General features: G+C 31.8%; 20 protein-coding genes. 12 read left to right on the forward strand and 8 right to left on the reverse strand.

Annotated features, from left to right (window positions below; genetic code table 11):
• Complete coding sequence (locus GB234_RS09165; RefSeq protein ID WP_151894260.1) at positions 1-1017, reverse strand: OmpA family protein; 1017 nt, start codon at positions 1015-1017, stop codon at positions 1-3.
• Positions 1018-1300: 283 nt separating this feature from the next.
• Here GB234_RS09165 and hisG point away from each other — a divergent pair, with 283 nt between their 5' ends.
• The 8 genes from hisG to hisIE all read left to right on the forward strand — a co-directional run bounded on the left by hisG (position 1301) and on the right by hisIE (position 8772).
• The gene (hisG, locus tag GB234_RS09170; protein ID WP_151894261.1) at positions 1301-2158 is read left to right on the forward strand and encodes an ATP phosphoribosyltransferase; all 858 of its coding nucleotides are present in this window, start codon (positions 1301-1303) and stop codon (positions 2156-2158) included.
• Between the two features lie 57 nt (positions 2159-2215).
• Entirely contained in the window at positions 2216-3493 is a 1278-nt protein-coding gene (hisD, locus tag GB234_RS09175) for a histidinol dehydrogenase (protein ID WP_151894262.1), read from the forward strand.
• 1 nt (position 3494) lies between these two features.
• Positions 3495-4547 (forward strand): histidinol-phosphate transaminase, encoded by a 1053-nt coding sequence (hisC, locus tag GB234_RS09180; RefSeq protein ID WP_151894263.1) that lies wholly within the window; start codon positions 3495-3497, stop codon positions 4545-4547.
• A 54-nt stretch (positions 4548-4601) separates the two neighbouring features.
• Complete coding sequence (gene hisB, locus GB234_RS09185) at positions 4602-5738, forward strand: bifunctional histidinol-phosphatase/imidazoleglycerol-phosphate dehydratase HisB (RefSeq protein ID WP_151894264.1); 1137 nt, start codon at positions 4602-4604, stop codon at positions 5736-5738.
• A gap of 92 nt (positions 5739-5830) precedes the next feature.
• Positions 5831-6412 carry an imidazole glycerol phosphate synthase subunit HisH gene (gene hisH, locus GB234_RS09190; protein ID WP_151894265.1) on the forward strand — a complete coding sequence of 194 codons (582 nt, stop codon included), beginning with the start codon at positions 5831-5833 and terminating at the stop codon, positions 6410-6412.
• A gap of 189 nt (positions 6413-6601) precedes the next feature.
• Positions 6602-7333 (forward strand): 1-(5-phosphoribosyl)-5-[(5-phosphoribosylamino)methylideneamino]imidazole-4-carboxamide isomerase, encoded by a 732-nt coding sequence (hisA, locus tag GB234_RS09195; protein ID WP_151894266.1) that lies wholly within the window; start codon positions 6602-6604, stop codon positions 7331-7333.
• Positions 7320-8078 carry an imidazole glycerol phosphate synthase subunit HisF gene (gene hisF / locus GB234_RS09200; RefSeq protein WP_151894267.1) on the forward strand — a complete coding sequence of 253 codons (759 nt, stop codon included), beginning with the start codon at positions 7320-7322 and terminating at the stop codon, positions 8076-8078. The genes hisA and hisF overlap by 14 nt, the downstream gene beginning before the upstream one ends.
• Before the next feature lie 97 nt (positions 8079-8175).
• Positions 8176-8772, forward strand: a complete 597-nt coding sequence (hisIE, locus tag GB234_RS09205; RefSeq protein ID WP_151894268.1) for a bifunctional phosphoribosyl-AMP cyclohydrolase/phosphoribosyl-ATP diphosphatase HisIE — start codon at positions 8176-8178, stop codon at positions 8770-8772.
• A gap of 78 nt (positions 8773-8850) precedes the next feature.
• On the opposite strand, the gene GB234_RS09210 is transcribed toward hisIE, so the two are convergent.
• Together GB234_RS09210 and GB234_RS09215 are read right to left on the reverse strand one after the other, a co-directional pair.
• Entirely contained in the window at positions 8851-10092 is a 1242-nt protein-coding gene (locus GB234_RS09210; RefSeq protein ID WP_172966867.1) for a S41 family peptidase, read from the reverse strand.
• Between the two features lie 172 nt (positions 10093-10264).
• Positions 10265-11050 (reverse strand): LytTR family DNA-binding domain-containing protein, encoded by a 786-nt coding sequence (locus GB234_RS09215; RefSeq protein ID WP_172966868.1) that lies wholly within the window; start codon positions 11048-11050, stop codon positions 10265-10267.
• A gap of 76 nt (positions 11051-11126) precedes the next feature.
• Here GB234_RS09215 and corA point away from each other — a divergent pair, with 76 nt between their 5' ends.
• Positions 11127-12221 (forward strand): magnesium/cobalt transporter CorA, encoded by a 1095-nt coding sequence (corA, locus tag GB234_RS09220; protein ID WP_151894271.1) that lies wholly within the window; start codon positions 11127-11129, stop codon positions 12219-12221.
• A gap of 90 nt (positions 12222-12311) precedes the next feature.
• The gene (locus GB234_RS09225; RefSeq protein ID WP_151894272.1) at positions 12312-12965 is read left to right on the forward strand and encodes a DNA alkylation repair protein; all 654 of its coding nucleotides are present in this window, start codon (positions 12312-12314) and stop codon (positions 12963-12965) included.
• A gap of 69 nt (positions 12966-13034) precedes the next feature.
• Here the strand turns inward: GB234_RS09225 and GB234_RS09230 are convergent, their stop codons facing one another.
• Positions 13035-13460, reverse strand: a complete 426-nt coding sequence (locus tag GB234_RS09230; RefSeq protein ID WP_151894273.1) for a hypothetical protein — start codon at positions 13458-13460, stop codon at positions 13035-13037.
• A gap of 72 nt (positions 13461-13532) precedes the next feature.
• Here GB234_RS09230 and GB234_RS09235 point away from each other — a divergent pair, with 72 nt between their 5' ends.
• Positions 13533-14210 carry a DUF2461 domain-containing protein gene (locus tag GB234_RS09235; RefSeq protein ID WP_151894274.1) on the forward strand — a complete coding sequence of 226 codons (678 nt, stop codon included), beginning with the start codon at positions 13533-13535 and terminating at the stop codon, positions 14208-14210.
• A 108-nt stretch (positions 14211-14318) separates the two neighbouring features.
• On the opposite strand, the gene GB234_RS09240 is transcribed toward GB234_RS09235, so the two are convergent.
• On the reverse strand, positions 14319-15614 hold the full coding sequence (locus GB234_RS09240) for an OmpA family protein (RefSeq protein WP_151894275.1): 1296 nt from the start codon (positions 15612-15614) through the stop codon (positions 14319-14321).
• Between the two features lie 184 nt (positions 15615-15798).
• On the reverse strand, positions 15799-16203 hold the full coding sequence (locus GB234_RS09245; RefSeq protein WP_151894276.1) for a glyoxalase: 405 nt from the start codon (positions 16201-16203) through the stop codon (positions 15799-15801).
• Positions 16204-16369: 166 nt separating this feature from the next.
• Here GB234_RS09245 and GB234_RS09250 point away from each other — a divergent pair, with 166 nt between their 5' ends.
• Positions 16370-17731 (forward strand): NAD-dependent succinate-semialdehyde dehydrogenase, encoded by a 1362-nt coding sequence (locus GB234_RS09250; protein ID WP_151894277.1) that lies wholly within the window; start codon positions 16370-16372, stop codon positions 17729-17731.
• Positions 17732-17849: 118 nt separating this feature from the next.
• On the opposite strand, the gene GB234_RS09255 is transcribed toward GB234_RS09250, so the two are convergent.
• A complete protein-coding gene (locus tag GB234_RS09255) occupies positions 17850-20948 on the reverse strand; it encodes a VPS10 domain-containing protein (RefSeq protein WP_151894278.1) in 3099 nt (1032 codons plus the stop codon).
• Positions 20949-21187: 239 nt separating this feature from the next.
• Positions 21188-21931 carry a LolA-like protein gene (locus GB234_RS09260; RefSeq protein ID WP_151894279.1) on the reverse strand — a complete coding sequence of 248 codons (744 nt, stop codon included), beginning with the start codon at positions 21929-21931 and terminating at the stop codon, positions 21188-21190.
• Between the last annotated feature and the right edge of the window lie 167 nt (positions 21932-22098).

Genomic DNA, 22098 nt, shown 5'->3' on the forward strand with positions numbered 1-22098 from the left:
TTATTGAAATTTTATTTCAATACGTTTATTTAATCTACGGCCGTTAGAAGTATTGTTACTTCTAATGGGTTGTAATTCACCTTTAGAAATTGCCGTAATATTTCCAATTTTCACACCTGTACTTCCTGCAAGATACCAGCGAACTTCTCTAGCATAAATTAATCCCATTCTATAATTTTCTGTCGCATTATCATCATTGTCGGTATGTCCAACCACAGAAATTTTCAAATTGGGGTTTTCTAAAACTCTTTGACGTATTTCTCCCGCTAAAGATTCTAATTTTTCATCAATTAAAACACCATTTTCTGAATAATTAGGATAAATGATAATAGATTCGGGAACGGTTACTATAGCATTTTCTTTAATTTTTTTAATCTCATTTGCCATTCTTTCTTCATCAAGTGTTGTAAAGGTAATGGCAATTGCATTTTTGAATGTATTGTTTTTATCAAACTCGAGACTTTTGATAATAGACTTTACTACAATTTTTTCTGCAGGAACACCTACTGTTACTAATATTTTTTTTAATTTCTGTCCTCGTTGTATTCCTAAATTTGGATTTTCAATATCTTCATTAGCACTGTAACGAGAATTTATGTGAACTTCTTTATTAGGATGTTTTTCTAAATAGTTTTTTATTTTTAATTTAAAATCAGCGATACTATCAGCTATAAAAACATTTTTTTTATTCATTATAATTGATATCCCTTCATCAAAAGAAAAAATAATATCATTATTATCGTCAACGGCTCTCAATCCTGTGGCATTAGTTTCAATATGATTTACAGATGCAATAGTATCTTCGGAAATTTGAACATTAGTAGTATTCGCAATTTCATTTTCAATAATAGGTTTTTTATCTGTCTCAGTATTATGAAGAAGTTCTGTTTCCGAAGTAATATTATTTGTGTCACCTGAAGATGCTATTGCGCTAGGTGTCATAATCCAAGAATATACCCACAGAGCAAAAAATGCCCAAACTAAAAAAATTGAAAATGCTATTAAAAAATTTTTCATGAATTTTTTTGCCCCCCAGCAAAATTCAAAGTAAGATTAAATAACAAACATAATAAAATACAATGTTATTTTTAAGAAAAAATTATGAAGTTTTACATCTAGATGTTAATAATAAAATTATTAAGTTTGTATTTTAATTATGAAAACATATAACATACATCATCATCATATTAATAACCACGCTCCTGCGAGGTAGATATGATATTGTGTAAAACCAACTATATATTCTAACCCGTTTGAGCAATCAAACGGGTTTTTTTATTCTCAAAAAATAAAATTAAGTATGCAAAAATTAAAAATAGCGATTCAAAAATCTGGAAGACTCAATGAGGATTCTCTTAATTTACTTAAAGACTGTGGAATTTCAATTGATAATGGAAAAGATCAATTAAAAGCTGATGCACGTAATTTTCCGTTGGAAGTCTTTTATTTACGTAATGGAGATATCCCTCAGTATTTAAAGGATGGAGTAGTTGATTGTGCCATAATAGGCGAAAATGTACTGGTTGAAAAAGGACAAGATATAAGTATGAAAGAAAGATTAGGTTTTTCAACCTGTCGTGTTTCTATAGCTGTTCCAAAAGAATCTGAATATTCAAATAGTGGGGACTTAAACGGTAAGCGTATAGCAACTTCTTATCCTGAAACTGTTAAAACTTATTTGAAAAAAAATAATATTGAAGCAGACATTCATATTATTAATGGAAGTGTAGAAATCGCTCCTAACATAGGACTTGCTGATGCTATATGCGATATTGTAAGTAGTGGAAGCACACTTTTTAAAAATAATTTAAAAGAGGTTGAAGTATTAATGAAAAGTGAAGCAGTGCTTGCAGTTTCTCCTAGTATTACTTCAGAAATCTCTACAATATTAGACAAATTGCAATTTCGAATAGCCTCGGTTTTAAAAGGAAAAAACTCTCGTTATGTTTTGTTGAACGCTCCTAATGAAAAATTAGAAGAAATTACCCAAATATTACCAGGAATGAAAAGTCCAACAATTCTGCCACTTGCTGAAGAAGGTTGGAGTAGTATACACAGTGTGGTTGACCAAGATAAATTTTGGGATATAATAGATCAACTTAAAGAAGCTGGCGCACAAGGTATTTTAGTTTGCCCTATTGAAAAAATGGTGCTTTAATTATACATTTTATGATAATCGCTATTCAATAAAAAGCTTTAAACAGCAGTAAAATTTATGAAAAAAATAAAATTTCCGAAGAAGGAAACTTGGCAGTCTTTATTACAACGCCCCACTAAACAAGTAGCAGATATTGAGCAAACTGTTCTAGAAATTTTTAATGAAATAAAGCTTAAAGGTGATCTCGCAGTCAACAAATACACAAAACTATTTGACGGTGTTGAATTTGAAAATCTAAAGGTAGTAGAGAAAGACCTTAATAAAGCAAAAATTTCGGAAGAATTAAAACAAGCAATACAGCTTGCTAAAGGTAATATAGAGCGATTCCATGATGCTCAAAGAACATCAAAAGTAGCAATTGAGACAATGAAAGGTGTTGTTTGTTGGCAAGAAAAAAGACCTATTCAAAAAGTAGGTTTGTACATTCCTGGAGGAACGGCTCCGTTATTTTCTACTATTTTAATGCTTGCGATACCTGCAAAATTAGCTGGCTGTAAAGAAATAATTTTATGTACGCCGCCAGATAAAAACGGTAATATAAATCCTGCCATTCTTTATACTGCAAAGCTCTGTGGTGTTACAAAGATCTTTAAAATTGGTGGTATTCAGGCAATTGGAGCTATGACTTTTGGAACTAAAACCATTCCGCAGGTATCAAAAATATTTGGTCCTGGAAATCAATTTGTAACTGTTGCAAAGCAAATAGCAACAAAATATGGTGTAGCCATTGATATGCCGGCAGGACCTAGTGAATTATTGGTTTATGCAGACGACACCGCCAAAGCTAGTTTCATTGCGAGCGATTTATTGAGTCAGGCAGAACATGGAATAGATAGCCAAGTTATTCTAGTAACGACATCTGAAAAAATGATGATTTCTGTGGAAGCCGAAATTTTAAAACAACTAGAAAAATTGCCAAGAAAAGAAATTGCAGCAAAAGCAATTGAAAATTCAAAACTAATTCTTGTAGATACCGAAGACGAAGCGATTGAATTAATTAACGAGTATGCACCAGAGCATTATATATTAGTTTCTAAAAATGAAGACTATTTTCTTGATAATATAGCTAATGCTGGTTCAGTTTTCATAGGTAACTATACTCCAGAAAGTGCTGGGGATTATGCCTCAGGGACAAATCACACATTACCTACAAATGGTTTTGCTAAGCAATATAGTGGTGTTAATCTTGATAGTTTTTTAAAGAGTATAACATTTCAGAAAATTTCAGAAAAAGGAATTCAAAATATAGGAAAATCAATCGAACTAATGGCAGAGGCAGAAGGACTTCAAGCACACAAAAATGCGGTCACTTTACGTTTAAAAAGCTTAGAATAATATGAAATTAAAACAATCTGATTTGGATAGGTTGATAAGACCTAATGTAGCCAATTTAAAACCATATAGTAGTGCTAGAGACGAATACAAGGATGTTGATGGAGAAATGATTTTTCTAGACGCTAATGAAAACCCTTTTGAAAATGGTGTAAATAGATATCCAGACCCACAACAGCGAGATGTTAAAGCGCTTCTTGCAGCTCAAAAAGGAATAAATACTTCTCAACTTTTGTTAGGAAACGGTAGTGATGAAGTGCTTGACTTATTGTTTAGAGCATTTTGCGAACCCAATAAAGACAATATTATTACACTGCCCCCCACATATGGTATGTACAATGTGCTAGCTGGTATTAATGCAATTGAAAATAGAGAAATATTATTAAATGAAAACTTTGAGCCTAATGTTACTGAAATTTTAAAAATTCAGGACAATGCATCAAAAATACTATTCATTTGCTCTCCTAATAATCCAACAGGGAATAGTTTTTCAATCGAGGTTATAGTACAATTATTAACATCTTTTAATGGTATTGTGGTAATTGACGAGGCATACATAGATTTTTCTGAGAATGAAAGCTGGATTTCAAAATTAAGTGAATATCCTAACCTTGTTGTAACTCAAACACTTTCAAAGGCATACGGATTAGCAGGAATAAGATTAGGTATTTGTTATGCCTCTCCATCAATTATTGAAGTGCTCAATAAAATAAAACCACCTTACAATGTAAATGAACTTACACAGCAAAGAGCTTTTGAAAGACTTGTAAATATTGAAGATGTAATGGATGAAGTGGAAGAAATTATGGAGCAGAAAGAAATTTTGATTGATGCTTTAGAAAAAATTTCATTTATTAAAAAAGTATATGCTTCCGATGCTAACTTCTTATTATTGAAAGTTGATGATGCAACAATAAGATACAATCAATTAATAGAGAAAGGAATTGTTGTGCGTAATAGAAGTACTCAGCCACTTTGTGAAAATACATTAAGAATTACAGTAGGAAAAATTGACGAAAACAAACAATTAATTCAAATTTTGAATACTTTAAACTAATTGTTTAACATAAAAACATTAAAATAGCTTATTTCAGCAAGTTGAAAATATATTATGAAGAAAAAAGTATTATTTATAGATAGAGATGGGACGATTATTAAAGAGACAATCGACGAACAGATTGATGCTTTTGAAAAGATGATTTTTTATCCTAAAGCATTCACATATTTAGGCAAAATAGCAAAAGAACTTGATTACGAATTAGTGATGATTACAAATCAAGATGGTTTAGGTACTGAAGTTTTTCCAGAGGAAACTTTTTGGCCAGTTCATAATTTTATTCTTAAATCTTTTGAGAATGAAGGAGTAATTTTTGATAAGGTGTTTTTAGATCGCACATTTCCTAAAGACAATGCAAATACTAGAAAACCGGGTACTGGATTATTGACTGAATTTTTTACAGAGGAATACGATCTTGAAAATAGTTTTGTTATTGGAGACAGACTTACAGACATGGAACTTGCAAAAAACCTAGGATCTAAAGGAATCTTTATAAATGATGAAACAAATCTAGGAACTTCGGAAATTACTGTAAAGCGAGATGATTTAGATGCATATATTTCCGTAGAAACAAACGACTGGAAAAATATATACGAATTTTTAAAATTAAAAAGCCGTGTTGCTACAATTGAAAGAAAGACGAATGAAACAGCTATTAATATTCAACTTAATTTAGATGGGACTGGTAAATCAACTATAGATACCGGTATAGCATTTTTTGACCACATGCTTGACCAGATCGCAAGACATGGCCAGATGGACCTAAAAGTCGCTGTAAAAGGTGACTTAGAGGTTGATGAGCACCACACTATAGAAGATACTGCAATTGCACTTGGAGAGGTGTTTAGTATAGCTTTAGGAAGTAAATTGGGGATTGAGCGTTATGGTTTTTGTTTACCGATGGATGATTGTTTAGCACAAGTGGCTATTGATTTTGGTGGACGTAACTGGTTAGTTTGGGAAGCAGATTTTAAACGCGAAATGATAGGGAAAATGCCAACCGAAATGTTTTATCATTTCTTTAAAAGTTTTACAGATGGAGCAAAAGCAAATCTCAATATAAAAGCAGAAGGCACAAATGAACATCATAAAATAGAAGCAATTTTTAAAGCCTTTGCAAAAGCAATAAAAGTAGCAGTAAAAAGAGATGCAGATAAAATGATTTTACCTAGCACTAAGGGCATGCTATAACTTCATTTTTTTGGATAAACTATAACGTTTGGCTGAGCACAGTCTAAACCTAATTAAGAAATAGAGTTTTAAATTATTAAAAAGAATTTAAATTGAAAATAGCAATCATAGATTACGGTGCAGGAAATATTAAAAGCATACAATTTGCATTGCAACGATTGGGGTACAAAGGTATTTTGACTAGTGATGTTAAAGAAATAAAACTTGCAGATAAAGTGATATTTCCCGGAGTAGGCGAGGCAAGTAGTGCCATGCAAAAATTGAGAGATTCTGGATTAGATAATTTAATACCTACATTAACTCAACCCGTTTTAGGCATCTGTTTAGGCATGCAATTATTATGTAATGGAACAGAAGAGGGAACCACAAAAGGCATAGGAATATTTAATATAGATGTTATTAAATTCTCTTCACAAGTAAAAGTTCCACAAATAGGTTGGAATACCATTTCAAATTTAAAAACTGGGCTTTTTTCTGAAATTTCTGAAAACGAATTTATGTACACAGTAAATAGTTTTTTTGCGCCATTATGTGATAATACAATTGCCGAAACAGATTATAACGGAAACTATTCGGCAGCATTAAAAAAAGATAATTTTTACGGAGTTCAATTTCACCCCGAAAAAAGTGGAAATTCTGGAGAGAAAATTTTAGAGAATTTTTTAAAACTTTAGCTTTATTAAAATAAAAAGTTTAAAGTAGAACTAGATTTTTTTAGAAAGGACAAAAAGAAAAGGACAGTTTTCGAAAAAAAATAGTGTCATTTCGATTGTTTGAATGTGGTTAAAATGTCAATTGAAAAATTAAAACAAAATAAATTCTGAATTTAATTAATAAAAGATACCTGCTTTTACAGGCATACTATGAGAATAATACCAGCAATAGATATCATTGACGGAAAGTGTGTAAGGCTTTCAAAAGGTGATTATGACACAAAAAAAATATATAATGAGCATCCATTGGAAGTTGCTAAGCAATTTGAAGCACATGGAATTGAATATTTACATCTCGTTGATCTTGATGGTGCTAAAAGTAAACACATTATTAATCATAAGATACTTGAACAAATTGCAAGTAAAACTACCTTAAAAATTGATTTTGGTGGTGGCTTAAAAACAGATGAGGATTTGCGCATTGCATTTGAAAGTGGTGCAAATCAAATTACTGGAGGAAGTATTGCTGTCAAAGATGCTGTTACATTTAAAAGTTGGATATCAAGTTATGGTCCAGATAAAATAATACTTGGCGCAGATGCAATGAATGAAAAAGTAGCTATAAGTGGCTGGCTAGAAGAAAGTAATAAAGAGCTTATTCCTTTTATTAAGGAATATCAAAAAGAAGAAATTCAATATGTAATTTGTACAGATATTAGTAAAGATGGGATGTTAGAAGGTCCATCATTTAAATTGTACGCAAAGATTTTAAAGGAGTGTAATTCTAAAATTAAACTTATTGCCTCAGGAGGAATTTCAACATTTGATGAACTACCTAAACTTGCCCAAATGGGTTGTGAAGGAACAATTATAGGTAAAGCTATTTATGAAAACCGAATTACAATGAAACAACTAGAAAATTTTATAAATGGCTCTTACTAAAAGAATAATACCTTGTCTTGATATCAAAAACGGTCGTACCGTTAAAGGAATCAACTTTATAAATTTAAGAGATGCTGGTGACCCTGTAGAACTCGCAAAGTTATATAGCGAAGAAGGAGCAGACGAGTTGGTTTTTCTTGACATATCTGCAACAGAGGAACGTAGAAAAACACTTGCAGATTTAGTTCTAAGTGTAGCCTCAACAATAAATATTCCATTTACTGTAGGAGGAGGGATTTCTAGTGTGCAGGATGTAGCAGTACTTTTACAAAATGGCGCAGATAAGGTGTCTATTAACTCATCTGCAGTTAAGAGACCAGATTTGATTAATGAGTTGGCTGGTACGTTTGGTTCACAGTGTATTGTTGTTGCTATTGATGCAAAAAAAATTAATGACCAATGGATAGTCCATCTCGTTGGAGGAAAAGTACCAACTAAACTTAATTTGTTTGATTGGGCAAAAGAAGTTGAAAGCCGTGGTGCTGGCGAAATTTTATTCACTTCAATGGATAATGACGGAACAAAAGATGGTTTTGCAAATGAGGCATTATCAAAACTTTCTGAAATGATAAATATTCCTATAATAGCCTCTGGAGGTGCTGGAAAAATAACACATTTTACAGATACTTTTATTAAAGGTAAAGCAGATGCAGCATTAGCAGCAAGTGTATTTCATTTTAAAGAAATAGGAATTCAAACACTAAAAAAGGAATTGGCAACGGCTGGGGTTTCGGTACGGTTGTAAGTAAATTGAAATGGTAATATTGAATTTTGTTTAACATTTCAGAAGAGAGATTAAATATTAATTAAATAATAGATTCCTGTGATAGTGGGAAATGAATATGAAAATAGATTTTGAAAAGTACAGTGATGGTTTAGTACCAGTAATAATACAAGACGCTACAACAAAAAACGTGTTGATGTTGGGTTACATGAATGAGGATGCATATTTAAAGACTTCGGAAGAAAAAAAAGTAACATTTTTTAGCCGAAGCAAACAGCGCCTATGGCAAAAAGGAGAAGAGAGTGGAAACTTTTTAAGCCTTGTATCAATGGCGGTGGATTGTGATAATGACGCACTTTTAATTCAAGTCAATCCACAAGGACCTACTTGTCATAAAGGAACAGACACATGTTGGGGCGAAAAAAATACATCTAATTTTGGTTTCATTTCAGCATTAGAAAATGTGATAGAACAACGCAGAAATGATTTAGAAAATCCAGATAGTTATGTAGCTTCACTCTTTAAAAAAGGCATTAATAAAATTGCTCAAAAAGTAGGCGAAGAAGCGGTTGAAGTTGTTATTGAGGCTAAGGATGATAATGATGATTTGTTTTTGAATGAAAGCGCAGATTTACTTTTCCACTATTTAATGCTATTGCAGGCTAAAGGTTTTACACTTAGCGATATTGAAAAGGTTTTAATTGATAGACATTAATAAAATTTGAAATCCCACAGCTAATCACAACTGTGGGATTATTGTTTTCATAAAATATAAAATTGAGAAAACGCTATTTTAGTTATTAGATATTAGTGTTTTGGTTTGTTTTATCCAGTCTGTATTAAAATCTAATTTAATAGTAGGTACAACACCTATTCCTTCATATTGCAAGTAATCATCCCCAAAATCCATATTTGTGCCTTGTATATAAAAATGTCCTGAGGGAGTCATACCCGAAGGCGCGTCATCTATTCCATATGCTATTATCCCAAAGGTTGTCTGTCCTATATGCACACTGTTTTCTATTTTTAATAATTTTGTTGTAAACTGTTCGCCATTACTTCCTGTAAACATATTGGTTATCACATATATTTTAGCGCCACTTTTTTTAAATGGTTTTAAAAATTTATCTGATAAATACTTGCTACCACCTACATTATCTCTTAGGTCAACAATAAGATACGGTGTATTAATTTTCTCTTTACATTCTTTTAAAAATGCTTTTGCTGCGTTTCGGTTTTTAGTTGAATAAGCACTAAAGTCTTTAAATGCTACATATTGTATATTATTTGAAAGTTGTTTAAACACCCACTTTTCTTCCTCTGTTGAGAGCTCAACATTACTGTTGTTGTCAATTGATTTTAAATTCCACACACGGCCATTATCAAAACTAAGACTTGGGACTAATCTGGGCATTAGTGTTTCATCTTTATAGGCGTAAAAATCATACTTATTTTTGCTTGTATTTGTAGCATAAAATTTAATCATACCCACTTCCCACTGTGGCAATGAATTTTCTAGAATAACTCCTGCATAAACTTTAGGATTATCAGTTTGATAAATACCTATGAGTTGCAAATCTTTATAATTATAAATTCCCTCGATTGAATTAGCGGGCTTTTGTTTTAATGATTCTTTTAAGGTTTTAATACTTAAATTGGTTTTTGGTAAGCTGCTGAAATATGCCGTACCCTTAAATTGATTTAGTTTGATTGAATCTTTTAAGATATCTTCATTTAAAATTTCAGTATTGAATGAAATGCTTTGATGCAAATCTAAAATCACGGCTTTTTGTTGCAGTAGTAACTTGAAGCATTTTTCTAATGAAATAGGTGTAGCCATTTGAGCCGAAAGCTCATCATATGTATTATTAAATACAGCCTCTTTTTTACCTTTAATTTGGTCCTTGTATGAAGCTGTTTTTTTTAAGATAGCGACTGTGAAATCTAAATCTTTTTTACAATCGCATTTTTCAATTTGTGCAATAGATATTGATGTTAAAAATGTAGTTAAGATTAAAGTTAAAAGCGTTTTCATATTGTTTGTTTTATCCCTGAAAAACTTCAGGTTGTGATTATTTGATGAAACAAACATATTTTAATAAAGCCTGCAAGCCTATTATATTAAGGGCTTTGGGGCGAAATGACTACTCTTTGTGGTGAAAAAATAAAGCTATTTTTTAATTGTAGGCCTAGCGTGGTAAATTTTATTATTGAAATGTACTTTTTGTGTTTTCAACATACGTCTTAGAAACGGGAATTAAAATTTCCGAAGTGAGCAAAACAGATAGCTTTCCTCGTTCCATTTTAAACTGTTGGAAGTGATTTGGGTTGATTAAGTGAGATCGATGCGTTCTTAATAATTGGGGAAGGTCTATTTCAATTTTGGATAGTTTATTCCTAATAAGTTGTCTTTTTAAAGTACCATTGTTAATAAATGTTACTTCAATGTAATTATCGTCAGATTTAATTGCGATTACATCATTGAGAAATAATCTAAGTCCTTCGTAAGTTCCTTCCCCTTTTATTTCAATTTTTTTGTCTTCAAGTTTTTTTTCAAAATAGCGACCTATTGCCCATCTACCTATTATAATTATGGGAAATATTGTCACAATTGTAGGAATATATATACTCCAAGTATAGTACACTAACGAATATGGATTGTCTTCTCCTAGTACAATGACATATAAGTAAATACTCCTAGAAAGTAGTAAACCAAATAGGAGTAACCCTAATAAAAACAATAACTCACTCCATAGTGACCACTTACTATTATTTTTATTATAAATATATTTTTGAAGAGGTAGGACAATTAAATATGCTATGGCTCCTGCAAAGCCATATAATGGTAAAAACATTAATTTCTCTAATGTATCAAACTCATTTGTATTTAGTGGTTCGGTTAGAGTAAGGAATAAGAAAATCCAAATTGATAAACTCAGCGCTATTAATAGATGGTGTTTTAAAAGAGGATCAAATGGATATTTGTTTGTCACTATTTTATGATTCAGTTAAGAAATAAAATTATAAAAATACTTTAGTTTTCCTACCTTTAAAATTCAATAATAAATTATGGCTACTAAAAAAAACAAAAGGAGGGGTATCAAAATTCCTCATATTAAAAAACCTATAATACATAATGAAGCACCTGGAACAGTTACCTATACTGGGAAAAAGGAAAATGTAGCTACTAAGGTTGAAATTATTGACTACTCTAAGGATAGGTACCATAGGGTAGATTCAGAAAATATTGAGGATGCATTTAGTTTTGAATCTTCAGAGCATATTACATGGATAAATATAAACGGTCTCAACAATACTAAAGAAATTGAGCGATTAGGGGAATATTACAACTTACATCCACTTATTCAAGAAGACATTGTGAGTACAAATCAACGTCCTAAAATGGATGAATATCCTGAATATTTATACATTGTTTTTAAAATGCTTCATTACAATGAAAATGGAGATTTTATAAATGAACATGTAAGTATGGTTATGGGTAAAGATTATGTAACCACTTTTCAAGAGGCTGATGGAGATGTATGGGACGGTTTAAGAGATAGACTTGAAAACGCTAAAGGTAGAGTAAGAAACGCTGGTGCAGATTATTTAATGTTCGCTTTGCTAGATGCTATTGTTGACAATTACTTTAGTGTTATTGAAACCTTGAGTTCTAAGATTGAATTTATTGAAGATCAACTTTTTGATGACGATATTGAGGAAGATATAACACAAGATATTCAAATCTTAAAGAAAGAAATACTTCGCATACGTAGGGCAGTTGTACCACTTAGAGAGGTTATCAATAGATTAGAAAAAATTGATAGTGATTTAATTGAATCAAAAACTCAAAATTATATTCGAGATTTATATGATCATATTATACAAGTAAGTGAGAGTGTAGATATTTATAGAGAAATGATATGGGGGCTTATGGATATGTATATGACCACGATTAGTAATAAGATGAACGAAGTAATGAAAGTGTTAACTATCATGGCTTCTATTTTTATACCATTAACATTTATGGCTGGTATTTATGGGATGAACTTTGAATATATCCCAGAACTTCAATTTAAGTATGGTTACTTTGTACTATGGGGAGCTATGATTCTTGTATTTTTTGGACTGCTCTATTATTTTAAAAGGAAGAAGTGGTTGTAAAAAAATCGCAACTATTATAAATTTATGAATTTTAGTTTTGGAAACCGAAATTTTAAACTTAAAAACACTTAAAATTTAAAGATATAAATCATGACTTCTAAGGAGTTTATAAATACTTTAAGTGTTATTACAGAGAAATATAGTGGTGCTATTCCTAAAAGAGAAATTTTCTCATTAGCTAAAGAATTTCAATATATTAAAGTTGAAGAAGTCATAAAATTATTAAGAGATAAAAACAAAGACCACCGTCTAGGAGCTGTGTCTATCTTAGACTGGAAAGCTAGAAATAAAAAAACATCAATAGAAGAGAAAAAGAAAACTTACAAAGCTTATATTAATAACCATAAATGGATTGATAATTGGGGGATGGTAGATAGAGCAGCTCCCTATGTAGTTGGTGGATATTTGTACGATAAAGACAGAGAACCTTTATACGATTTAGCAAAATCAAAACTAGCTATGGAAAGAAGAACAGCAATTGTAAGTACATATTACTTTATTCGAAAGGACGAAATAATCGACACTTTTAATATAGCCGAAATTCTAATAAATGATGCAAACGAATATGTTCAAAAAGCTGTAGGAAGTTGGGTGCGAGAAGCAGGAAAAAGAGATCAAAAAAAATTAAAAGATTTTTTAAATAAATACGCTTCAAGTATGCCTAGAATAACGCTTAGATATGCAATTGAAAAATTTGATAAAGAAACAAAAAAATACTACTTAAACTCAAAAAATAATATCTAAACATACTTTAATAAAAAACTCCCAATATTAAATGAATCATTGGGAGTTTTTTCAATTTAGTAATCTCTATTATTTAAGCCATCCATTTCTAGCAGCACCTTTACTGTAATAGTATAAAAAGATGGAGATGATTATAACAATCATAGGCATTATCATAGCTTGCATCCCTATAATATCTATAGCATCTGTTCCAAAAGCCCAATAGCCTTGCGAAATTAAAACTGTAATTAATGAAATTAAAAATAGAAGTATGGCAATTTTATTTTTCATAAGCATAAGAATACACGCTAATACTCCTGAAAAAACTGAAACTCCAAAAGCAACAGTATACCATAAGGGCACATTTTTCATCATTTCAAGCTCTGCTGGAGCAATTGAATCTGTCATACTATCCATAAAAACTGTAGCAAGTCCAAATTGAAAAAGTCCCATTAAGTTCCATAAAAGTGCTGCGATAGATATTATCCAAAATGCAGTATTTGGTTTGTTATTCATAATAAGTTGGTTTAAGGTTATTCATTATAAATATAGTAATTTTATTGCATTGACAATTTACACATCACAGCAATGAGCGTACAAATACCGAAGGAATCTTTCATTTTTTTAAATAACTTAAAAAAAAATAACCATAGAGACTGGATGCTAGAAAATAAAAAGGAATATTTAGCAAACGAAAAAATACTTAAATCTTTTTATACTGAAATTCAACAAGGATTAAATAAGAGTGATGAAATTGCCAAGCAAAAAATTTTTAGAATCAATCGAGATATTAGATTTAGTAAAAATAAAACGCCATATAATGTACATCGAAGCGTGAGCTGGAGTAGAGCAGGAGCACAGCGCAGAGGTGGTTATTATTTAAGGTTAGAGCCAGGAAATTCTTTAATGGCAGGAGGTTTTTTTGCTCCAGAGCCAGCAGATTTACTTCGTATTCGCAAAGAGTTTGAAATGGATGCTTCGGAAATTAAACAAATATTAAACTATAAGGAATTTGATAAAGCTTTTAGTGGGTTTAACCAAGATAATCGTGTAAAAACAGCTCCAAAAGGATTTAGTAAAGAAGACCCTAATATAGAGTTGTTACGCTTAAAAAGCTATGTTGTTAGACATAAATTTACTGATGCCGAGGTTTTTGCTGAAAACTTTAGTGAAAAAGTTTTGTACCATTATCAATTGTTGCGACCATTTTTCGATTATATGAGTGAAGTACTAACGACAGATCTAAACGGTGAGTCATTATTGTAATTGAAAACAATAATTTTCGAAATTTAATATTTCAGAAGAAAAAAAAAGCCGCTCTCATGACGAGAACGGCTTCACACTTCTAATTAAACAATCTTTAAATTGTCTTACTTAGTTTAATTTAAAAGTAACTCTTCTTACTAGTTGTCTAGCTTCTGAAGAACCTTTATCAACGCTTGCATCTTCACCGTTACCAGTGTGAGAAAGTCTGCTTGCATCAACTCCAGATGCTACTAAGATATCATATACTTTTTTAGCTCTCTTTTCAGATAAGCTACTGTTATATGAATCGTTTCCTAACTCATCAGCATAACCTACTAATTGTGCAGTTGCGCTTGGGTTTTCATTCATATATACTTTAAGGTAGTTAATAGCCTCTAAAGAATATGTTTGAGGAGTTGTACTGTTAAACTTGAAATATACATTTACATATCCTTTGTTAAGTAAATCTCTTACTGTAGTTGTTCCAGATACATTATTAGTGGTTCCACCAGCAACATAATCAGACTCATTTACAAAACGCTCATCAAGTGAAGACTCGATTTCGTCAGGGATTCCGTTTTTATTTTTATCAACAGCGATACCTTTAGTATCAACAGCTACACCACTCATAGTATTTTTCTCTCTGTCTAAATAATCTGGCACACCATCTTGATCTGTATCAATCATATCTGTCTCAACTTTAGACAAACGCGCTTGAAGTTCTTCGATTTCACTCATCATTGCGCTTTCTTCACTATACCAGTCTGCATGAACATCATTCTTACCTAAGTAAAAAGTGAAACCTGCAGATACATTGTATAATAATCCATCATCGATTCTACGCTCAGAAGTTCTAATAATTTGAGTACCATCCCAAGAACGTTCCATACCTACGTTTGAGATTAAAGATATATCAGTGAAGAATGCTAAACGGTTACCTAACTTAATTTGTGGTGTAATACCAGCAACTAAATTAAACGCAGTATCGCTATCATCGCGGTCAACTGGCTCTTGGTAATCAATCATTGAGTAACCACCACCACCATGGAATAATAATCCAAAAGTATTAGTAAAATCACTAAATCCTAGTACGTTACCTAAATTTACAACACCTTCTAAAGAAGCTCTGTAATATTTAGTTTCAAAAGGTAAGAATCCTTCATCTGCATCTTCAGAAATATCATTATAACCAAAAGTAGCTCTTAAACCTACTTTTTCATTCATCATGTAACGAATACCTAAAGAAGCTTGGTAAGGGTTGATACCTTTTGTACCATATCCATTTCCAAAAGATGAGGAAGGTTTTGTAAGACCACCACCTAATTCAACAGACCACTTATTGAAAGCAGATGCAGATTCGGTTTCTTGTGCAAAAGTTGCTGTCGACACAAGTGCTACAGCTAGTAAACATAATATTTTTTTCATTTTATTTGGGATTTTTATTTGCAGCAAAAGTAATCCTCTAAATAAAATAGCAAAGCGATTTCTTAAAATTTATAAATACATTAACATCCCATAACTAATAGTATTCTAATGACTATTAGAATTTGATATTCAACATCTTGAATGTCATCAAATTAAATATATATAAGAATAATGAGTACGGAAATTAAACCAAGACGGTTTCAAATTCTAGCATGTTATTTTTTAATCTTTCTTTAACAATATTCATCATCCTTTTATTTAAAGCAGAAGAGTTTTCAATATATATTAAATACTCTTGTGTTGTAAATTGACCAATAACCATCCCTTTTAAAGAATTTCTAAATTTAATATCTTTTTGTATTGCAGTATCAATATACTCTAAACGTTTATCAACAGTAAGATTATAAAATACATTTTTATGTTTACGAATATAATTTTTAAAAACTAGAACAAATAAATCATTCTGTAACTTTGCTATAGGTCTTAATGTTTTATTCTGAAATTTCTCATCATTAGACATTCCGTCAATCACTTTAGCATTTGGAATTTCTGGTCTAATAGCAATTAAAGTTTGATCTCTTGTGTCCATAACATTTAGGTTTTTACTAAAAATACAAGTTATTTAGACCTTTAAAAAGTTATCTAATGATAGTTATAAACAGTACTATCAACAAACGTCGCCTACTTAGCGTTAAAAAACTCTTAATCAAAATGATAATTTATAGCTTAGTTTTTACCTTTAAAGAAAAACAACAATGACTAAAGTAACATCTATAAATCCTTACAATGGTGACGAAATTAAAACTTTTAAAACTCATACAAAGGTTGAAATTTCTGAAATCTTAAACAAAGCAGACAAACGTTTTTATAGTTGGAGAGAAACAACTTTTGCTCATCGAAAAAAATTAATGCTTGCTGCCGCAGCCGAATTAAAAAAGAACATTAAAGAATATGCCGAAACAATGACTGCTGAAATAGGTAAGCCTATTTCACAATCCATTGCTGAAATTGAAAAGTGTGCATGGGTTTGTGAATATTACGCAGAACAAGCAGAAGATCACATGGCTAATTCGATTATAAAGACAGATGCTCATAAAAGCTATACCAGTTACGAGCCTATTGGAGTCGTTTTAGCTGTAATGCCTTGGAATTATCCATTTTGGCAAGTATTTCGTTTTGCTGCTCCTGCTTTAATGGCGGGAAACATAGGAGTTTTAAAACACGCTAGTAATGTTTTTGGTAGCGCGCTAAATATCGAAAAAGTTTTTAAACGCGCAGGATTTCCAGATAATTGCTTTATAACGCTATTAGTGGGAAGTGAATCTATTGAAGAGGTGATTGAAAACCCAAATATTAAAGCTGTAACACTTACCGGAAGTGGCCCAGCAGGAAGTGCAGTAGCTGCAACAGCTGGTAAGCATATAAAAAAAACAGTATTAGAGCTAGGTGGTAATAATGCACTCGTTGTTATGAAGGATTGTGATATTGATAAAACCGTAGATATTTGTGTTCAAGCAAGATTTCAAAACACAGGGCAGAGTTGCATTGCTGGTAAACGGCTTTTGATTGATGATAAAATTTCCGAAGTATTTATAGAAAAACTATTAGTTAAAGTACGAGAGCTTAAAAGTGGTGACCCAATGGAAGAAGAAACTTACATTGGTACAATGGCACGCGAGGATCTTGCTAAAGAACTTGAACAACAAGTAAAGAATACAATTAAAGCTGGTGGAAAACTTGAAATAGGGGGTAAACGACAAGGCGCTTACTTTGAGCCTACAGTTGTTAGCAATGTTTCTCCTACAATGGACATGTTTAAACAAGAAACCTTTGGCCCTGCGCTTTCTATTACTACATTTAAAACTGTTGATGAGGCAATTGAACTTAGCAATAATTCAAGATTTGGCTTAGGTGTTTCAATCTTTACTAAAAATATTGAAGCTGCTGAAAAAATTGCATATAAGTTTGATGAAGGTGCGGTCTTTATAAATAGTTTAGTTAAAAGTGATCCAAGATTACCATTTGGGGGAGTAAAAGAAAGTGGATACGGAAGAGAATTAAGCGAACATGGAATACGAGAATTTTTAAATAGAAAAACTATTTATATTAATAGATAATTATATTAAAGTAAACCTTAGAATAGATTTGTATGTTATTTAGCAGTAACATGTAATTTTATTAAAAAAAATACCCTCAGATAAGTATCTGAGGGTATTTTAATGAAGATAGCAATCGTTAATCTTTCTTTAAAAATTCTTCTTTTGATTTTAAATTAGGTGCTTCCATTCCTGCCTTATCTAATGCTTTCTTAAATTTCTTTCCTTCTTTCTCCTTAATAGTTGCAAAACGTGTCTGCTCTTTAGTAAACTCTTCTTTGATTAATTCATAATTCTGCATTAATCTTCCTGAAACATTATCATAACTTGTAGCAACATTACTATACAACTCACCCATACGCTCTCTCAATTCTGGTTCTGCACTTGCTACATAATTATCACCTGTAGTTATTACTAAGTCTGTTCTCAAGTTTTCTAACTCATCCCATAATTTTTGTGCGTCTTTAGTTCCTTTACCATTAGCATCTATAACTTCTTTAGCCTTTGATTGCATTTCGCCTATTTCATAAACCATATAGGCTAAGTCTTCGACCATATCAAACATTTCTTTAGTAAGTGCTTCTTGTTTTTTGCGGTCTGCAACAGTTGTAATTGAATTTTTGTCATAAGTTGTTTCAATCATTTGCTCATATGTATCCTTTCCTTTTTGTAATACTACTTTATATTTTCCCTCTGGTACACGCGGAGAAGTGAAACCACCAAAGGATAATGTCTTTGCTGCAGCCATTTTAGGGTTCACTGTATTAAAGTTCCAATCAACAACATTGATTCCTTTTGATTTACCAGGTGATAAAGATGTTATCTTATTTCCTTGCATATCTTGGATTTCCATTATCATTTTTCCAAATGTGTGACGTTTCTTTAAATAATAAACAATACGTGCTGCTGTAGATTTGTTAGCTCCTACAAATTGAGTTTCTGCACCAAAACTTCCTGCAAAACCACTATCTTCAGTCATAGTAAAAGGACTTGACTTAAAGAAATGAACATCTTTTGATAGGATATTTTGATTTAATTCTCTTAGCGGACTAATATCATCAATAATAATAACACCACGACCGTGAGTTCCCATTACTATATCGTTTGTCTGTTTTTGCATGTCAATAAAATGAACCGCAACAGGAGGCATATTATTTGTAAAGTGTGACCAATTTTTTCCACCATCAATACTCACATATAGACCCATTTCTGTTCCTAAAAATAATAAGTTTTCATTTACATAATCCTCTTGAATGTTACGTACAAATGCATTGTCTTGAATATCTGGAGAAATAATTGATTTCCATGTTTTTCCAAAATCGGTTGTTTTCATTGCATATGGTTTCATATCACCAGATGAATGTCCTTCAAAGACGGCATATGCCGTTCCTTTTCCATGAACACTTGCTTCAATATGATAAACCCACGTATTTGCTGGAATACCAGTTAAATTCTTAGTTACGTTATTCCATGATTTCCCACCATCTTGAGTAACCTGTACATTTCCATCATCTGTACCTACCCATAATATATTTCCGTCAAGTGGAGACTCTGCAATAGTAAAAATTGTTGTATGGTTTTCTGCACCACTATTATCTACAGATAATCCGCCACTTTTAGATTGATCTTGTTTACTCTTATCATTTGTAGTTAAATCTGGAGATATTATTTTCCAAGTGTCTCCCATGTCTTCACTAACGTGTAGAAATTGACTTCCCATATAAAAGCGATCTGGCTGATGTGCACTTACTGCCATAGGAGCATTCCAGTTAAATCTAAGTTCAGCATCACCTTTTTTCGGTAAGGGTTGGATAGTTTTTGTTCTATTTCTATCTATATCGTAGCGCCATACGTTTTCAGCCCCTTGCATTTCAGAATAAACAATGTTTTTAGTTGGGTGTTTTAAAACTCTAAATCCATCACCATAGCCTACGCTATTCCAGTCACGAGCATTTACTCCTCCAGGAGAAGTTGACGGGCCGTACCAAGAACCATTATCTTGTAATCCACCATAAACGTTATATGGTTTTGCGTCATCAACACTAATATGATAAAACTGAGATAAAGGTAAATTTTCAACAATTTCAAAAGTAGTTCCTCCATTCCAAGAACGGTATATTCCGCCATCAGTTCCTGAAAAAATCATATCGCTATCATTAATATGAAATGCTAAATCGTGAATATCACTGTGCATATTTCCAAGAGACTTAAACGTCTTTCCTCCATCTCTACTTATTGAACCACTCAATCCACCTTTTAATACTATATCTGGATTATTAGGGTCTATCACAATTCTAGAAAAGTAGAATGGACGAACAACTAGTCCAAAATCATTATTCAAATGTTCCCAGCTCTTTCCTGCATCTTTTGATTTCCAAAGACCATTTTTACTTTTATCTTCTGTCTCTAAAACCGAATATAAAATATTTGAATCGCTTGGAGCTACAGCAATAGCAATACGTCCCAATTTTCCCGAAGGAAATCCAGAATGAATTTTATTCCATGTTGCACCACTATCTGTAGATTTATATAATGCACTATTAAGCCCACCAGAGTTGAAACCCCAACCACTGCGGCGAAACTGCCACATAGAGGTATAAAGTACACTGGGATTATTAGGGTCCATAATAACATCGCTTGCGCCAGTAGAAGGCCCAACGTATAAAATTTTGTCCCATGATTTTCCACCATCACTAGACTTGTAAACCCCACGGTCTGTGCTATCGCTCCATAGAGCACCAAGTACACCTACGTACATTTCGTTTGTGTTATTAGGGTTTATAACGACAGAGGTAATACGCTCACTATTCTCAAACCCTGGAACTTCTTTAAAGTTTGAACCTCCATCTGTAGATTTAAAAAGACCATCACCAACAGATACTGAATTACGTGTCCAAGTTTCACCTGTTCCTACCCATATTGTATTATCCGGATCTTTAGGGTCTAAAGTAACCACACCTATTGACTGTACATGTTCATCAAAAATAGGGGCAAAGGTTGCACCTCCATCGTTAGATTTCCACACACCACCACCGGCAGTACCTGTATAGATAATTCTAGGATTTGTAGGGTGCATTTCAAGGTCATTGATACGACCACTCATTAAAGCTGGCCCAATGTGACGTGCACGCATATCTCCAAATAATTCTTTTCCCTTTAGCGAGATTTCTTCTTGTGCTGTTCCTACAAATGGTATTGCAAACAACACACTAAGTATTGGAATTAAAACTTTTTTCATTTTAGAGTTTTTTTAGTTAAGAAAATGTAAGTGTATGATACATACAATTTCGGTTAGTTTTTAGTGTTTTAAAATTTTAGAAATAATAAGGATTACTTCAAAAATGAGGTATTATTTTTTGATTTGATTATAAGTTGTCAAAATTTGTAATCTGTTACAATTTCCAAAGAAAATTTTAAAAAAACTAGGCATAAAAAAATCCCCGACGGGCGGGGATTTTATAAATGTAAAATTTCAAATTATTTTTTGTCCTCAGGAAAAGCAAACATAGCATTATCTACTTCAGGGTTTAGTTTTATTTCTTTCATATCAATTGCTTGACCAGCCATTGATAATGAAAAAGGAAAATACAAACCATCAACTTCTTGATAATCGCTAAAAGTAGAAATAGCCATCTGTCCTTTCATTGGACCACTAGGAATTTCTGTTTCGCTCATTATAGGTACATAATTTTCAGTGTCAAAATAAAAGAAAGAAACATTAGGTTGCTCTTTTCCATCAACCATAATAGGTTGCATTGTCAATTTTACTTTAAAAACCTCTGCACCTTCTTTAGTTTCTTTACCTAAATATTCTGCTTGAAATCCTTTTTCTTTATAATTTAAAAATGGAGAAGGGAAGCTTCCCATGTTTTTCTTCATATTTTCTGTAGTCTCTGTATCACTTTTTTCAGCAGCCATTGTCATCATATTAGTCGACCACATATTTTCTCCATCAAAAGATAGCATAGTCATTTGTTGACCTTGAAAATTAATTTGTATCATTTGTTTTCCGTCTGTAGTTTGATACATAGTAACTGGAATTTCCATCCCACCTTGATTTGCAGAACCAACCATTTTTGCTCCTTCTACTTTATTCCAAGCGTCAATTCCACCAGTGTTTTCAAAATAATTATTAATAATTTCGTCTACAGTTTGAGCAGTCATTGCAGGAGCTATAGCTAATACTACAAGTGCAATTACAAGCGTTTTTAATGTTTTCATAAATGTTAGTTTTTGTGTTAAATTACGTGATTATAAAGATAAGACTAATTGCTTTTTGGTTTGTTACATTTCATTTAATATTTTTTTAAACCACTTTAAATATAAGGCAAAGCCGAAATATTAAAGCCAAATATAATTAGTACTGCACACCCATATTCAAAAGCCTT

Origin of the sequence: Patiriisocius marinistellae (assembly GCF_009014635.1) — a bacterium.
In the GTDB taxonomy this organism is placed as follows: Bacteria; Bacteroidota; Bacteroidia; order Flavobacteriales; family Flavobacteriaceae; genus Patiriisocius; species Patiriisocius marinistellae.

Bases quoted from the DNA above. Each gene is read 5' to 3' on its own strand.
- GB234_RS09165 (WP_151894260.1), bottom strand. From the start codon at position 1,017: ATGAAAAATTTTTTAATAGCATTTTCAATTTTTTTAGTTTGGGCATTT.
- hisG (WP_151894261.1), top strand. From the start codon at position 1,301: ATGCAAAAATTAAAAATAGCGATTCAAAAATCTGGAAGACTCAATGAG.
- hisD (WP_151894262.1), top strand. From the start codon at position 2,216: ATGAAAAAAATAAAATTTCCGAAGAAGGAAACTTGGCAGTCTTTATTA.
- hisC (WP_151894263.1), top strand. From the start codon at position 3,495: ATGAAATTAAAACAATCTGATTTGGATAGGTTGATAAGACCTAATGTA.
- hisB (WP_151894264.1), top strand. From the start codon at position 4,602: ATGAAGAAAAAAGTATTATTTATAGATAGAGATGGGACGATTATTAAA.
- hisA (WP_151894266.1), top strand. From the start codon at position 6,602: ATGAGAATAATACCAGCAATAGATATCATTGACGGAAAGTGTGTAAGG.
- hisF (WP_151894267.1), top strand. From the start codon at position 7,320: ATGGCTCTTACTAAAAGAATAATACCTTGTCTTGATATCAAAAACGGT.
- hisIE (WP_151894268.1), top strand. From the start codon at position 8,176: ATGAAAATAGATTTTGAAAAGTACAGTGATGGTTTAGTACCAGTAATA.
- GB234_RS09210 (WP_172966867.1), bottom strand. From the start codon at position 10,092: ATGAAAACGCTTTTAACTTTAATCTTAACTACATTTTTAACATCAATA.
- corA (WP_151894271.1), top strand. From the start codon at position 11,127: ATGGCTACTAAAAAAAACAAAAGGAGGGGTATCAAAATTCCTCATATT.
- GB234_RS09225 (WP_151894272.1), top strand. From the start codon at position 12,312: ATGACTTCTAAGGAGTTTATAAATACTTTAAGTGTTATTACAGAGAAA.
- GB234_RS09230 (WP_151894273.1), bottom strand. From the start codon at position 13,460: ATGAATAACAAACCAAATACTGCATTTTGGATAATATCTATCGCAGCA.
- GB234_RS09235 (WP_151894274.1), top strand. From the start codon at position 13,533: ATGAGCGTACAAATACCGAAGGAATCTTTCATTTTTTTAAATAACTTA.
- GB234_RS09240 (WP_151894275.1), bottom strand. From the start codon at position 15,614: ATGAAAAAAATATTATGTTTACTAGCTGTAGCACTTGTGTCGACAGCA.
- GB234_RS09245 (WP_151894276.1), bottom strand. From the start codon at position 16,203: ATGGACACAAGAGATCAAACTTTAATTGCTATTAGACCAGAAATTCCA.
- GB234_RS09250 (WP_151894277.1), top strand. From the start codon at position 16,370: ATGACTAAAGTAACATCTATAAATCCTTACAATGGTGACGAAATTAAA.
- GB234_RS09255 (WP_151894278.1), bottom strand. From the start codon at position 20,948: ATGAAAAAAGTTTTAATTCCAATACTTAGTGTGTTGTTTGCAATACCA.
- GB234_RS09260 (WP_151894279.1), bottom strand. From the start codon at position 21,931: ATGAAAACATTAAAAACGCTTGTAATTGCACTTGTAGTATTAGCTATA.